Here is a 13,310-nt window from a genome sequence, read left to right on the forward strand (position 1 = left end):
TATTTTTACCAACGGGGGATGAGGGCTATAAGTCAGATTCAGTCTAGCTCTTAGCCATCTTGTCACCCCCCCAGCTACGGGACACCTGGTGCGAAGGCTTATGCTTGAAAGTTTAGGATATAAGACATATTGCAAAACGCAGATGATTTGGAATCATCTGCGTTCATCGGCTGTTTAATTAAACCCTATTAAACTGAAGCCGCAACCTTATCTAAAGGCCGCACTTCAGCGAGTAATTTGTGCAAAGCCTCACCTTCAACTACTTCAGTTTCCAACAGTTGCTGCGTGATTGTTTCCAACAATTCCCGATTGGCTTTCAGAATATCCAAAGCTTGCTGATGTGCAGTTTCGACGATTTCTTTGACTTCTTGGTCGATCGCCTCAGCAGTCTGAGCACTGACGGCACGGCGGGCATTTCCCATACCGTCATTGAGGAACATTGATTGTTGACCTCGATCGTAAGCAAGAGGCCCCAAAACCTTACTCATCCCGTAAGTTGTCACCATCCGTTCAGCTAAATCAGTCGCCCTTTGCAAGTCGTTGGAAGCGCCAGTAGTAATGCTACCAAACACCACTTCCTCAGCCGATCGCCCTCCAAGCAGTGTAGCAATCTGACCGCGCAATTCCGATTCATCCAACAAGAAACGGTCTTCTGTCGGTACTTGCAACGTGTAACCCAATGCTGCCATACCGCGCGGGACGATCGATATTTTGGCCACTTCGCCGCCGCCGGTCAGTGCAGCACCAACCATCGCGTGCCCGACTTCGTGGTAAGCCACAATCTTTTTCTCTTTTTCATTGAGCACCCGGCTTTTCTTTTCCAAGCCAGCTACAACGCGCTCAAACGCCTCAAAAAAGTCTTCCTGCGCCACAGTTAGTCGCTTGTTACGAGCGGCTAACAAAGCAGCTTCATTGACCAAATTTGCCAAATCTGCGCCCGAAAAACCGGGGGTACGAGTGGCGACGGCCTTCAAGTCAATATCCGGGCCCAACTTCACTTTTTGAGAGTGAATGTTCAAAATTTCTTCGCGGCCAGATAAATCGGGGCGATCGACTAAAACTTGGCGATCGAAACGACCAGGGCGCAACAAAGCAGCATCCAAGCTTTCTGGGCGGTTAGTTGCAGCCAGCACAATTACCGTAGTATTGCCCGCCGCAAAACCGTCCATTTCAGTTAATAATTGATTGAGAGTTTGTTCGCGTTCATCATTCCCACCGAAGCTAGCGTTACTGCTACGAGATTTGCCGATCGCGTCCAATTCATCAATGAAAATAATACAAGGAGCCTGTTTCTTAGCCTGCTCAAATAAATCTCTAACTCTTGCAGAACCAACACCTACAAACAGTTCCACAAACTCCGAACCAGAGATGCTAAAAAACGGCACGCCAGCTTCACCAGCCACTGCTTTTGCTAACAGCGTTTTGCCAGTTCCCGGAGGCCCGACTAACAGCACGCCTTTCGGAATTCTCGCGCCAATTGCCGTAAAGCGATCGGGAGTTTTCAGGAACTCAACAACTTCGACTAATTCAGTTTTAGCCTCTTCTACTCCAGCCACATCAGCAAAAGTAATTTTCGCCGATTCGCCTTCTACATAGACCTTAGCTTTGCTTTTGCCGAGCGAGAGCGCACCCTGCGGCCCACCGCCCTGCCTGTTCATGAAAAATTGAAAAATCGCCACAAAAATCAGCGGCGGAACCACCCAGCTTAAAACACTGCCGATCCAGCCATTTTTGGAAGGAGGAGTTGCCGCAAATTCAACGCCTTTTTCTTGTAAAAGTTTAGGTAATTCCAGGTCAAAAATCGGCGTAGTTGACAGCACTTGACCGGGTTTGTCGCCTTCACCTTTGAGTTGGTAGCGAATTTCATTTTGACCTACCGAAGCTCGGACTACATCTTGTTCTTGTACTTGATGGACGAACAAGCTGTAAGGTACTTGCGGAATTTGAGGGCCGAACAAATTCGGTAAAAAGATGTTTGCCAGCAAAAACAAACTTGAGAGCAATAACAAAATATTGCTAATTTGGCGAAAACGAGGTGGTTGGGGCTGGTCTTTAATAGCCATTGATAACTGTCATCCTTTGATTTAAAGCAGTTTTATTCATCTATTTTCTCATCAAATACCCACACACTGTTAAGCGGATTTCCTCACTTTATCGGGTGGGTTAACCCGCTAGCACCGCTGTGCTATTATTAACAATGTTTTTTTAACGAACCGCGAAGACGCTAAGGACACGAAGGAAGAGAAGAGAAGAGCGTTATAGTATGTAGGGTGCGCCGAAGAACACCGAATATTTATGCAGCTTCCGGATTTAACTGAATCATTTCCCAAGTGGTATAAGTGCCGATCGCACCCCAAATCGCGTAAGGCAAAAGTAACAAAGCGGCGGTTTGAGAAATGGGCAAAACAGCCAACGTCAGCACAACTCCCAAAATCTCGCCAGCCCCTCCCAAAATCGTCCCTACTTTGAGACTTTTGGCTCTGAGAGTAGCAGGAATATAAGCAACTGTTACAATTTCTAAAAGCAAGTACAAAGCCATCAGCAGCCAAGTTTTAAGGCTCCCTGGCTCCTGTTCCCACACGAAAGTAGCGCTGCCGGCCCCGCAAGCAAAAATCACCGTCCAAATTAACGGAATAGCAGGCTCAAAAAACATCCAATCCGGTCTTTGAAGTTTGACTGCCCAGTTAATATCGCGCAGTTTAAAAAACAGAGTACCGAAGGCGACTGAGAAAGTCACCCCGCCGATAATCATCCAAGATTGAATCATGGTTTTCAACTTTCCAATTGCTCGATCGCTCATTAAGTCGATCGTGTCAAATCAAAGCCGAACTTTGCTCCGCCTTTAGTAATAACTTTTGTAAAGCCCGATGCAATTATCGCTAACCGCCCGACACATTTTTAGCAAACTCTTCGCGTCCAGACACCAAATTAGCTGGAATGCCGTTAGGGTAATTTTGCGCGATTAAAGCTTGCAATTTTTGAACTCGGTTTTCAGGGTTGGGGTGAGAACTCAAAAACTCCGGCGGCGCTTCGCCCTTCCTAGCGGCACCGAGGATTTGCATCACCTCAACAATACCTCTAGGATCGTAACCCGCCTCGGTCATAAACCGAAAACCAAGCTGATCGCTCTCAAGTTCATCAGACCTACCATACCGCAAACCGACAACTTGATTGACAGCTTGAGCAATTAATGCTGCCTGCTGACCACCCCCGCGATCGTCGCTAGTAGCCACCCCAACCGCCGTTACCAAAGACCTGCCGAACTGCTGTTTTGCCAAGTGTTCCGCACCGTGGCGCGCCACAACGTGACCGCTTTCGTGCCCTAGTATAGCAGCCAACTGAGCCTCCGAATTCAGCCGCCGCAGCAGCCCCGCAGTAATGAAAACTTGTCCCCCCGGTAGAGCAAAAGCATTGACAGTTTGGGCGTCTCGCAGCAGGTGGAATTCAAACGGATAACCTGCTTGTTTCGCCGCCGAACCGTTGACAACTCGTGCTCCTACTTGATCGATATACTGCTGAACACTCTGGCTGGGATAAAGCCCCCCATGTTTGGCTGCTATTTGATCGCGCGCCTGCAATCCCAAAACTATCTCTTGGCGGGGAGAAAGCTGCACCCGCTGTCTCTCTCCAGTTACCGGATTTTGTACGTCGTTTGTAAAATAGGTTATTGCTCCAAAAAATGCCATTAATAGCCCGATCGCGGCTCTAAATAAAAATTTATTCACAGGCTTTTACCTAAAAAGTTTCGCGATTAGAATACTATGGTGACAGCTCTCTTGACATCTGTCTGAAGTATCAAGAAGGGAAAGTTGTTAGAGTTTTTTGAGATAATTTGCGAACAAGGCTTTTTTTAACGAACCGCGAAGGCGCGTTAGCGAAGCGGCGCGTTAGCGCTCTTGACACGAACGAAGAGAAGAAGAGAAGAAGGTTATAGTTATTAAATCGGTTAAATCTATTGAATCAATTACACAATCCGTTGCCGAACTTCTTTCGCAATATGTTCCAAGCTACCCGCCGTCGCCTCGCTATTTGGTACACAGCCGTTACTGCTGTATTGTTACTTGTATTCGCCACTGGTTTCTATTTCTACGTCCGCAATACTTTGATCGAGCGCATTGATGACACCCTCAATCATGTTGTCGAAGTAATAGAGCGAACTCTCGTTATCGAACCGCTAAATTTTCCTAATGCCACCGATAAAAATAAGTTGCAAGTTAATATTCAAGCCAGTTTTCGAGATAGCACCGATGCAGTAGAAGATGACCACATTGATTTAGAATGGTTTAGTCCTACGGGCGAATTGCTGTGGTCTACATTATCGGAACCGCTGAATATTCCCATTCACGCTAACCGCACCGGCGAAACAGTTTGGATAATTAATAATGAGTTGCAGTCGGCTCAAAACTATTCCCTCAGACAAGTAACGCAGCGAGTACAAATCGGCCGCCAAGTTCTGGGATATTTGCGAGTCAGCCATCCTTGGTTTGAAGTGACAAAACCCATCCGCCAATTAATTCTAGATTTGATTTTGGGCGCGAGTTTAACTCTAATTTGCGTGGCGGCGATTGGCTGGCTGCTGTCGGGATTGGCAATGGCACCGGTGCGAGAGTCTTACGGGCGTCTCAAACAGTTTACCGCTGATGCTTCTCACGAACTCAGAAATCCGATCGCCACTATTCAAACTAACGTCCAAGTAGCTTTGGCGGAACCGGATATCGAACCGCAGCAACACCAACAGCTACAAGTTATCGAACGCCTCACCCGCCGTTTGGGGCGCTTGGTTGATGATTTGTTATTTTTAGCCAGACAAGATAGCGGTATCGTGCAGCAGCAGTGGATTGAGGTTCCTCTCGATGCTTTGCTGATGGAGGTAATTGAAGAACAACAGGCGATCGCCACAACCCAAAATCTCTCTCTTTCTCTGGAAATTGTCGATCTGCCCAACGCTGAGGACAACTTTACACTGTTGGGCGACTGGGATCAACTAGCCCGACTGTTTACCAATATAGTCAGCAACGCCGTGCAGTACACGCCCTCTGGCGGCGAAATTGAAGTAGAATTGCAACTTGCAGCTAAAAACAAAAGAAATTCGCCGATATTAAATCCAGCGCTGCAAATCAAAGTAACAGACACCGGCATCGGGATTTCCGCAGAAGCCCTGCCACATTTGTTCGATCGATTCTACCGCGCAGATCCCGCCCGAACCCACCGCAGCGCCGCTGGTTCCGGTTTAGGATTAGCCATCGCCAAAGCAATTGTCGAAAATCACCGCGGCCAAATCCGCATTGACAGCCAAGTCGATCGAGGTACCGCAGTTACCGTCACCCTTCCCGCCCACAAATCAGAAGCATCTCGCGTCTAAAACTTCCCCTCCTCCTCTGCGCCCTCTGCGCCCTCTGCGGTAAAAAAATCTCCCCCTCAAGCCTGATTCTTCTTACCTCTAGCCCCAAGCAAGCTGTTAAAATTCAATTCCCGCATAGATTAACATGAACTTTGTTGGAAAACCTCGATCGAACTTGTGAGGAGTTATTTATGTTTCACCACAATCTACCGTTAAAAAAAATCAGCTTGCTAGCAGCCACCTGCGGAGGTTTACTCGTTAGTCTCGCAACACTTTCCCACGCCGGCGGCCCCCCGCCCCAACAAGGAAAACCCGTTTCCCAACCCGCAGAGACTCCCGCAGCCACTGAAGAACCCGTCAGCGAACCAACTCCGGCTGCGAGTCCGGGCCTCAGCGGGATGCCCTCTACACCAACAGACGCGCCTGCCCGCTTCCCCATGCCCAGTGCGCGAGTTACGCCTGCCGAAGGCATGATAGTAATTAAACTGGTGAATACCACCAATGCTGTCATCAATTATCAAATCGTAGGCGTCACCCAGCCGCGCACTCTGGGCGAACAATCGGAAATTTTGCTTCAAGCCCTCCAAGTGCCCATCACGATCACTTATCAGCGCCCAGACGGCGGATTGCTGCTGGTTCGCCCCCAAGCAACCGCGATGCCGGGAATGTTGCAAGTCAGTTTCGGCGCGACAACTGAGTTGGAGGCTGATACAAAATCGCTGCAAATTCAGGAAGATGGCAAGGTAATTTTGAATTAGGTTAATTAGTTGACTGTTGACTGTTGACTGTTGACTGTTGACTGTTGACTGTTACCATTCGTGTCAACTTAAGACTAAGGAATGAGAATTAAATAACTTAGAATTTTGATGGTTCTTGTGGGATGGGCGTCCCGCCCGTCCAGAAAGGGCGGGCTAAGAGTACCCAACCCCTACTTCCCACAAACTTGTGTAAATTATTTAATTCGCCATCCTAAAATCCATAATAAATATCGTTTATATTTGAGTTTCGATCCCCCCTAACCCCTCTTAATAAGGGGAGTAGGGGGTGGGATAAGATTATTCTTACGCCCCCTCTAACTCCCATTAATAAAGGGGAAAGAGCATTCAAAGTCAACCCCTACTCCCCTTATTAAGGGGGATTTAGGGGAATCGAAACTCAAATATAAACGAGATATACACAGGGTTTTAGTATTATGTTGACACCGATGGCCTGTTACTAATTCCCCATTTCCAATTCCAAATTCCCAGTCAACCGTCACTCGTCGAGTAACAAAGGAGGTAACTTAGTAAAAGGTAAATCCTCGTTTACTGCATCAATTTCTTGCTGTTCTCTTTCGTTAATTTGACCGATATAAGACTTGAGAATTTGGGCAAGACGGTTGTTATAAAATCGGTGCAAACTATAATTTGGCGTAGCTGGAAAGCCGCGCCGTTTTTTGTGCCTCCCGCCGGCACCGGGATCGAAGCTTTGGATGCCCCGATCGATCGCCCATTCGATCGGCGTATAGTAACAAGCATCGAAGTGCAAGCAGTCAATTTCCTGCAAACTACCCCAATAACGCCCGTAGAGTCGATCGCCCTTATACAAACAAAAAGACATACCCACCGGGTGTCTCTCATCTTCCTTGTCGTAGGCGGCTACAAATAAAACTCGATCGCGATAATTGTGGTGCAACTGTTCAAAAAATCGCTTAGTCAGATACTTGCTTCCCCACCAACCAAATTTGTCGCAAGTATTCTCATAAAAAGCATACATTTGAGCAAACATAGCTTGGGGAATTTCATCGCCTGTCAGCGTTTTTACCAACAAACCAGCTTGATCGACTGCTTTGCGTTCGCGTTTGATATTGCGGCGCTGGTTGGCATTAAATGCGCCTAAATAATTGTCAAAATTTTGATAGCCTTGATTTTGCCAAATATAACTGTGGTGCAGCCAAGCGCTGAAACCGTGGCGTTCCATGCGCTGCCGCCATTCTGGATCGACATAAAGAAAATTGCAGCCGGAGATATTGTGGCGATCGCAAAAATGGTCGATCGCACTTACCATTACTTCCGTTAACTCGTCTTCATCTTCTCCCTCGGCAATCAAAAACCGATAGCCTTCAGCCGGAGTAAACGGCGTCATTCCCATCAATTTGGGATAATATTGAACACCCAAACGTTGAGCTAAATCGGCCCACTGATTATCGAATACAAATTCGCCGTAACTGTGACTTTTGACATAAAGTGGCGCGCAAGCAATCAACTGTTTGTCTCGCCACACAGTCAAGTGATGCGGTAGCCAACCGGTTTTACCTGTCGCACTGCCGGAGACTTCGAGATTGTTCAGCCAATCCCATTCCAGAAATGGAGTTTTTAGTGGCATCGCCAGGGCATCCCACGACGCTTGCGGGATTTCGCCTATTTTGCTAATCCAGGCTACAGAATATTGAGGTTTTGGCTGTTTCAGCATAGGGAGATTTGAGCGTAGAGCGATCGAACTTCATTTAACTTAATATAATTTCCCCTCTTCGACACTTGTTACCAGGCTCTTCCTGGTAACGCAGATCCAGAGGCTCTGCCTCGATTTTCCTTCTGCTTGCGAGCTCGATTTTCCTTGGGCTGGCGAGGCAGAGCCTCGCTTACATGGGTTCCCAGGCAGAGCCGGGAACCAGTTAATGCGCGACTATCGATCGACCCGATAATGCAAAAATACCTCTTGTCCCACCTGTTTAACCGCCAAAAGCTCCAATTTCGGAGCTAAATCCGCCAAAAAACCCTTTCCCTCCACTGGTGTCGGTGCATCCGCGCCGCCCAAAATTAACGGGCACACCGTCAGCCAAAGTTCGTCTACCAAGCCTGCAGCCAGCACAGACGCTACGAGTTTTCCCCCGCCCAGAATCGCCAAGCGTTTGATATCGAAGCTTGCTAGCTGTTGAAACGCATCCATCCAATCAATCTCTCCACCTACGGTTTTCGCATAGATAATTCGATCGAATTGAGATGTGGCACTATTGTCAATAAGCCTTTGATCAACAGGCAAGATGCCTGTTCCACAAGCAAATTCATCTCCTGTGGAACGGGCATCTTGCCCGTTGTTGAGAGATGTTGCACCATTGTCAATAAGCCTTGGGTCAACAGGCAAGATGCCTGTTCCACTAGAAAATTCATCTCTTGTGGAACGGGCATCTTGCCCGTTCTGGAGAGATGTTGCACCATTGTCAATAAGCCTGTGATCAACAGGCAAGATGCCTGTGCCACTAGAAAATTCATCTCTTGTGGAACGGGCATCTTGCCCGTTCTTGAGAATGGTGCCAGATGTGCGATCAAACTTACTGTCTTTCGTCGGGTACGGAGAGGGCAATGCCGTTTCCCTACTGTCTTGCCCTGTCAGCAGCCAGCGAGGTATCGGTTGCTGGAAAAATCGCAAGTTTGGGTCAAATTGGGACGATCGCGAACATACAATTTGCACCGGTTGTGGGGGCTTCCCTTGCAGTTCCCTCTGTTTGAGCAATTCCGGCGAAATCACTCTCATCGTCGTCCCATAAGCCTGTAAAGTGCCGTTGCCGAACAAAACCGCGTCGCTTGCTGCTACTTGCTGTTCGAGGTGGGCTTTGTCGTTGGCAGAACCGAATCTCGCGGGCGATCGTACTGCATCTGCAATTTTACCGTCCGCACTAATCGCAAGTATTACTGTGGCGTGAGGTTCAGTCATGACTTATCAAAATTTCCCAGAACATTTAACTGTAGCAATTCACAACTATTTGTAAAGTTTGTTTTCAACTCGCTCCCACGGGTTTTATTTGACGGATAATGTGGGTTTATTTATTTTGCAACCCCAGCGATCGCCCTAGCAAAGTATTTACTTTTCTTTACAAACAGCAGATCAAAAAACGGCGCGACAGGTAAAAATTTCCTTGCAGACTTCAAATGCGTCGCGCGATCGACTAGAGTAAAAAAAATGGCTTTATCCGTTTATTCATCGCAAAGGAAACAAAGCTCATGGTTCAACGCGGTTCTACAGTTCGGATTCTCCGCAAAGAATCCTTCTGGTATCAAGAAGTGGGCACCGTTGCTACGGTAGACCAAAGTGGCATTAAATACCCAGTTATCGTTCGCTTTAACAGCGTAAATTATGCAGGCGTCAACACCAACAACTTCGCCCAAAGCGAATTAGTGGAAGTGTCAGCACCCAAAGCAAAAGCGAAAACAGGGACTCCAGTAGCTTCCGGCGGCAAACAAACCACGCTGGACGAGAAAACGCGGAAAACCGGCAGCGGTGGCGCCCCCCAGCAGCCGAAAACTTCGACGGACAGCAAACCAGGCGCCGAAGTGACCGGCAGCGTCGAAGGTTCGCCAAATCAAGGAACAGAACAACGCTAATTGTGCCAGAACTGCCAGAAGTTGAAACTATTTGCCGGGGTTTGAATCAAGCAACCCTCGATCGAGAAATGTTGGGCGGGGACGTGTTGTTAAACAGCACGATCGCCCGTTCAATATCTGCGACCGATTTTTTGGCAAAACTCCAAGGAAAGTCGATCGCCCGCTGGTACAGACGCGGCAAATATCTACTGGCAGAACTATCTCAATTCCCAGAAGGAGAAAGGGAAAGGGGGAGAGAGGGAGAGGGGGAGAGGGGGAGAGTGGGAGAATTTCTTGCCCAAACTCCAAACTCTTCCCCAACGCCTTCTTTCTCCCCCTCCCTTTTGCCTTCAAAAGCCGGCTGGTTGGGCGTTCACCTGCGGATGACAGGACAACTGCTGTGGGTGAACCGATCCGAACCCCTGCAAAAACACGCGCGAGTGCGGCTGTTTTTTGAAGGAAACCAAGAATTGCGGTTTGTAGACCAGCGCACCTTCGGGCAAATGTGGTACGTGCCCGCAGAAACCGAGGTTTCGAGCACTGTCATCGGTCTGAAACTCTTAGGGCCTGAACCGTTTTCAGACGAATTTACAACAGAATATTTGGCCCGCAAGCTGCACCGGCGGGCGCGACCCATAAAAACAGCTTTGCTAGACCAGTCACTGATAGCTGGTTTGGGCAATATTTACGCAGACGAAACTTTGTTTTTGTCGGGAGTGATGCCCACAACTCTGTGTGCGGATTTGACCGCAGAGCAAATTGGGCGCATCCATACAGCTATTATTCAAGTTTTACAGAAGGCGATCGCATCCGGTGGCACCACTTTTAGCAATTTTCTCAACGTCCAAGGTGTCAACGGCAACTACGGCGGCGTCGCTTGGGTCTACAATCGCGCCGGTCAACCCTGCCGCACTTGCTCCACAACCATCGAACGTATAAAATTAGCAGGGCGATCGACTCATTTTTGCCCCATTTGTCAGACATAGGAAGCAGTCAATGGATTTTAGGCTTTAGATTTTAGATTTTAGATGTACCCCACGAATCGCACTCCTTTATTCCTTAGTCAGCTTGGAGTGACTTCGTTTGTTTAGTAGCGATTTCAATCGCAGAGTGACTTTCCAGCCAAATCTAGATTAAAATTTGTATAGTTTTTTAAACTAAACAAAGCAAGTTATGGCAATCAAGAAAGGCAGCATAGTTCGCGCTGTACGCGAAAAATTGGAAAACAGTCTAGAAGCCAAAGCCAGCGACCAGCGCTTTTCCTCGTATATATTTGAAACAAAGGGCGAAGTGATGGATGTTCGTGGCGACTATGCCTTCGTCAAATTTGGCAAAGTTCCCACCCCCAATATTTGGCTGCGGGTAGACCAACTCGAAGATTTTCAGTAATTCACCAAAACTAAACATCACTGTTCTTAATGTAGCGAAGGGTGCACACCGCGCACCTTTCCCCAATTAAGTTGATTGCTAAAATCTAAAATCTAAAATCTAAAATCTAAAAGCTAAAACCCAATGAATTCTCCATCAAACCGCGTATCAATTATTGGTGCAGGCAAAGTCGGCAGTACGTTAGCCCAACGAATTGCTGAGAAAAATCTGGCAGATGTAGTATTGCTAGATATTGTGGAGGGTTGGCCGCAGGGCGTTGCTTTGGATTTGATGGAAGCAAGGGGAGTGGAACGCCACGATCGCCAAATTGTCGGTACAAATGATTATATAGATACGGCAAACTCAAATATCATCGTAATTGCCGCCGGAGTGCCGCGCAAACCCGGTATCAATCGGGAAGATTTAATTAAAATCAATGCTCGAATTGTCACCGAAGCCACAAAAAAGGCGATCGAGCATTCTCCCGAAGCAATCTTAATCACAGTCACAAATCCCCTAGATATCATGACTTATTTAGCTTGGGAAGCTGCGGATTTGCCCAAAAACCGAGTCATGGGGATGGGGGGAGTTCTCGACTCCGCCCGCTTTCAAACTTTTATTGCAATGGAATTGGGCGTTTCAAATGCTCAAGTCAATGCAACTGTCATCGGTTCTCATGGCGATTTGATGGTTCCTTTGCCCCGCTATTCTACTGTCAACGGTATTCCGATCAATCAACTTATGGATGCTGGGACGATCGATCGACTCGTACAGCGGACTCGCCACGGCGGCGCAGAAATTGTAGAATTGATGAAGACTGGTAGTGCTTATTTTGCACCCGCATCTTCTGTCTGTTTGATGGTAGAATCTATTTTATTTAATCAGTCGCGACTGTTGCCTTGCTGCGTTTATTTGCACGGCGAATATGGTGTGCAAGATATCTTTTTAGGAGTGCCCTGCCGCTTGGGATCTCAGGGAGTCGAACAATTAGTGGAACTTGAACTCAGCGATACCGAAAGAGCAGCCTTTATCGAGTCGGGGAAATTGGTTGCCCAAAATATTGAGGAAGCCAGGGCTATACTGAAAACGGCTTCTTAAGCTTGTAGGAGTTCGTTGAGAAAAGCAGCCTGCTCGTCGCTTCAATATAATAATTTATACTGAGTATGATAGTGCGATCGCTCTGTCGTAAGTAGGCTTCTGGGATTTCAACAGTCCTTTGATAAATATCATTTATCATCTTTGTTAGGCTGTATTTCACCAGCCCAAAAATGGCAGCAACGAACCGATTGATAAATATAAAATTTACTCTCACAAACTTGCTGACAACGCAAAAACTGGCAAAAGCACTTGAAATTGGTTTGCGCGACAATACCCTCAGAGTTTCTGTATAAATTCAAGCAAAAATCTGCCATCTTTTCTTTACTACTAAACCAACAGCAGAAGCATTTGGTTTAGGCTGAGATCTCACTTGCGATCGCATTGTCCAACAACACCGTGGCACTTTAAAGGTAGAAAGCGAAATGCGAGTTTCTACGGAATTTGTTATTACTTTTCTCAAACTTTAATGTTCGCGATCGCCATTTCTATTGAGCGAGCTTGAAATACCTTTACTTTTCCCCAAAATGTGATACCCTAAATATTTGTATTCTCTAAAATTTTTACACTTGTCAAAAATCGCAAAAATCGGGCAAAAAGTCTCCGCGCGGGCTCGTTGCGGTACAGAATCGCCCTTCAGTTGAGCCAGTTTAACCATAGCCTGCAACTACCTCAACTGTTTGACCGAAAACTCACCTCTGATTCGGTGAATTTTAATCAGTTTAAAAAATCCCATCCCTTGCATAAAATAACGAGAAGGCAAGGAAAAATATCTAAAATTTATGCTGACTCTAAAGATTGTAAAAAATCTAATTTAGGATAGATAAATCGAGCATTACTTAAAACTCTAGAAAAGGCGATCGGCTAAGTTTAAACAAATTTTAATAGAGGCGATTCCAACAGGATAGTCGATCGCCAAAACAAGGAAACCATTGAGCGAGTTTGGGGTAATAATAAAAAGGTGACAATTGCAACCAAAGGCGAGCAAAAAAAATGTCAAAATTAGTCATAGACGCTCCTCCCGATCGCGAAATGGAACCGGGTTTCTGGTTTCCACTTTCGGAGTTTCCCTGACTTAATTACGTTAAGAAACCGAGTTTATGTGTAAGTTTTGTTAGCATTATTCTCAATAATTGACACTTAATGAAGTAGCAAATTATGCCACT

The 13,310-nt window shown here is 46.8% G+C and carries 11 protein-coding genes; 6 read left to right on the forward strand and 5 right to left on the reverse strand.

Features of this window, described 5'->3' with window-relative positions:
* Positions 1-188: 188 nt before the first annotated feature.
* From ftsH4 to QUA83_RS16925, 3 genes are all read right to left on the reverse strand, one after another.
* Complete coding sequence (gene ftsH4 / locus QUA83_RS16915; RefSeq protein ID WP_333294507.1) at positions 189-2,063, reverse strand: ATP-dependent zinc metalloprotease FtsH4; 1,875 nt, start codon at positions 2,061-2,063, stop codon at positions 189-191.
* Between the two features lie 230 nt (positions 2,064-2,293).
* Positions 2,294-2,767: a tryptophan-rich sensory protein gene (locus QUA83_RS16920; protein ID WP_333294510.1), complete on the reverse strand. Its 474-nt coding sequence runs from the start codon at positions 2,765-2,767 to the stop codon at positions 2,294-2,296.
* 112 nt (positions 2,768-2,879) lie between these two features.
* Positions 2,880-3,725, reverse strand: a complete 846-nt coding sequence (locus QUA83_RS16925) for a M48 family metalloprotease (RefSeq protein WP_333294512.1) — start codon at positions 3,723-3,725, stop codon at positions 2,880-2,882.
* Positions 3,726-3,997: 272 nt separating this feature from the next.
* On the opposite strand from QUA83_RS16925, the gene QUA83_RS16930 reads away from it, so the two are divergent.
* Both QUA83_RS16930 and QUA83_RS16935 read left to right on the forward strand, forming a co-directional pair.
* The gene (locus QUA83_RS16930) at positions 3,998-5,362 is read left to right on the forward strand and encodes an ATP-binding protein (protein WP_333294601.1); all 1,365 of its coding nucleotides are present in this window, start codon (positions 3,998-4,000) and stop codon (positions 5,360-5,362) included.
* A 170-nt stretch (positions 5,363-5,532) separates the two neighbouring features.
* The gene (locus QUA83_RS16935) at positions 5,533-6,099 is read left to right on the forward strand and encodes a hypothetical protein (RefSeq protein ID WP_333294517.1); all 567 of its coding nucleotides are present in this window, start codon (positions 5,533-5,535) and stop codon (positions 6,097-6,099) included.
* Between the two features lie 496 nt (positions 6,100-6,595).
* Here QUA83_RS16935 and QUA83_RS16940 read toward each other — a convergent pair whose 3' ends face one another.
* Together QUA83_RS16940 and QUA83_RS16945 are read right to left on the reverse strand one after the other, a co-directional pair.
* Positions 6,596-7,792, reverse strand: coding sequence for a GNAT family N-acetyltransferase (locus tag QUA83_RS16940; RefSeq protein WP_333294519.1), 1,197 nt, complete (start codon positions 7,790-7,792; stop codon positions 6,596-6,598).
* Positions 7,793-8,005: 213 nt separating this feature from the next.
* The gene (locus tag QUA83_RS16945) at positions 8,006-9,034 is read right to left on the reverse strand and encodes a RibD family protein (RefSeq protein WP_445301783.1); all 1,029 of its coding nucleotides are present in this window, start codon (positions 9,032-9,034) and stop codon (positions 8,006-8,008) included.
* A 287-nt stretch (positions 9,035-9,321) separates the two neighbouring features.
* Here QUA83_RS16945 and QUA83_RS16955 point away from each other — a divergent pair, with 287 nt between their 5' ends.
* The 4 genes from QUA83_RS16955 (at position 9,322) to mdh (ending at position 12,147) form a co-directional block, all read left to right on the forward strand.
* Positions 9,322-9,702 (forward strand): photosystem I reaction center subunit IV, encoded by a 381-nt coding sequence (locus QUA83_RS16955; protein WP_333053993.1) that lies wholly within the window; start codon positions 9,322-9,324, stop codon positions 9,700-9,702.
* Between the two features lie 2 nt (positions 9,703-9,704).
* The gene (locus QUA83_RS16960) at positions 9,705-10,667 is read left to right on the forward strand and encodes a DNA-formamidopyrimidine glycosylase (protein ID WP_333294522.1); all 963 of its coding nucleotides are present in this window, start codon (positions 9,705-9,707) and stop codon (positions 10,665-10,667) included.
* Positions 10,668-10,854: 187 nt separating this feature from the next.
* Positions 10,855-11,070, forward strand: a complete 216-nt coding sequence (locus QUA83_RS16965) for an NAD(P)H-quinone oxidoreductase subunit O (protein WP_333053996.1) — start codon at positions 10,855-10,857, stop codon at positions 11,068-11,070.
* 123 nt (positions 11,071-11,193) lie between these two features.
* A complete protein-coding gene (mdh, locus tag QUA83_RS16970) occupies positions 11,194-12,147 on the forward strand; it encodes a malate dehydrogenase (RefSeq protein WP_333294525.1) in 954 nt (317 codons plus the stop codon).
* Positions 12,148-13,310 lie beyond the last annotated feature (1,163 nt).

The sequence above is a fragment of the Microcoleus sp. K1-B1 genome (genome assembly GCF_036704705.1).
Lineage (GTDB): Bacteria > Cyanobacteriota > Cyanobacteriia > Cyanobacteriales > Microcoleaceae > Microcoleus.

Bases quoted from the DNA above. Each gene is read 5' to 3' on its own strand.
- QUA83_RS16955 (WP_333053993.1), top strand. From the start codon at position 9,322: ATGGTTCAACGCGGTTCTACAGTTCGGATTCTCCGCAAAGAATCCTTC.
- ftsH4 (WP_333294507.1), bottom strand. From the start codon at position 2,063: ATGGCTATTAAAGACCAGCCCCAACCACCTCGTTTTCGCCAAATTAGC.
- QUA83_RS16920 (WP_333294510.1), bottom strand. From the start codon at position 2,767: ATGATTCAATCTTGGATGATTATCGGCGGGGTGACTTTCTCAGTCGCC.
- QUA83_RS16965 (WP_333053996.1), top strand. From the start codon at position 10,855: ATGGCAATCAAGAAAGGCAGCATAGTTCGCGCTGTACGCGAAAAATTG.
- QUA83_RS16935 (WP_333294517.1), top strand. From the start codon at position 5,533: ATGTTTCACCACAATCTACCGTTAAAAAAAATCAGCTTGCTAGCAGCC.
- QUA83_RS16930 (WP_333294601.1), top strand. From the start codon at position 3,998: ATGTTCCAAGCTACCCGCCGTCGCCTCGCTATTTGGTACACAGCCGTT.
- mdh (WP_333294525.1), top strand. From the start codon at position 11,194: ATGAATTCTCCATCAAACCGCGTATCAATTATTGGTGCAGGCAAAGTC.
- QUA83_RS16945 (WP_445301783.1), bottom strand. From the start codon at position 9,034: ATGACTGAACCTCACGCCACAGTAATACTTGCGATTAGTGCGGACGGT.
- QUA83_RS16940 (WP_333294519.1), bottom strand. From the start codon at position 7,792: ATGCTGAAACAGCCAAAACCTCAATATTCTGTAGCCTGGATTAGCAAA.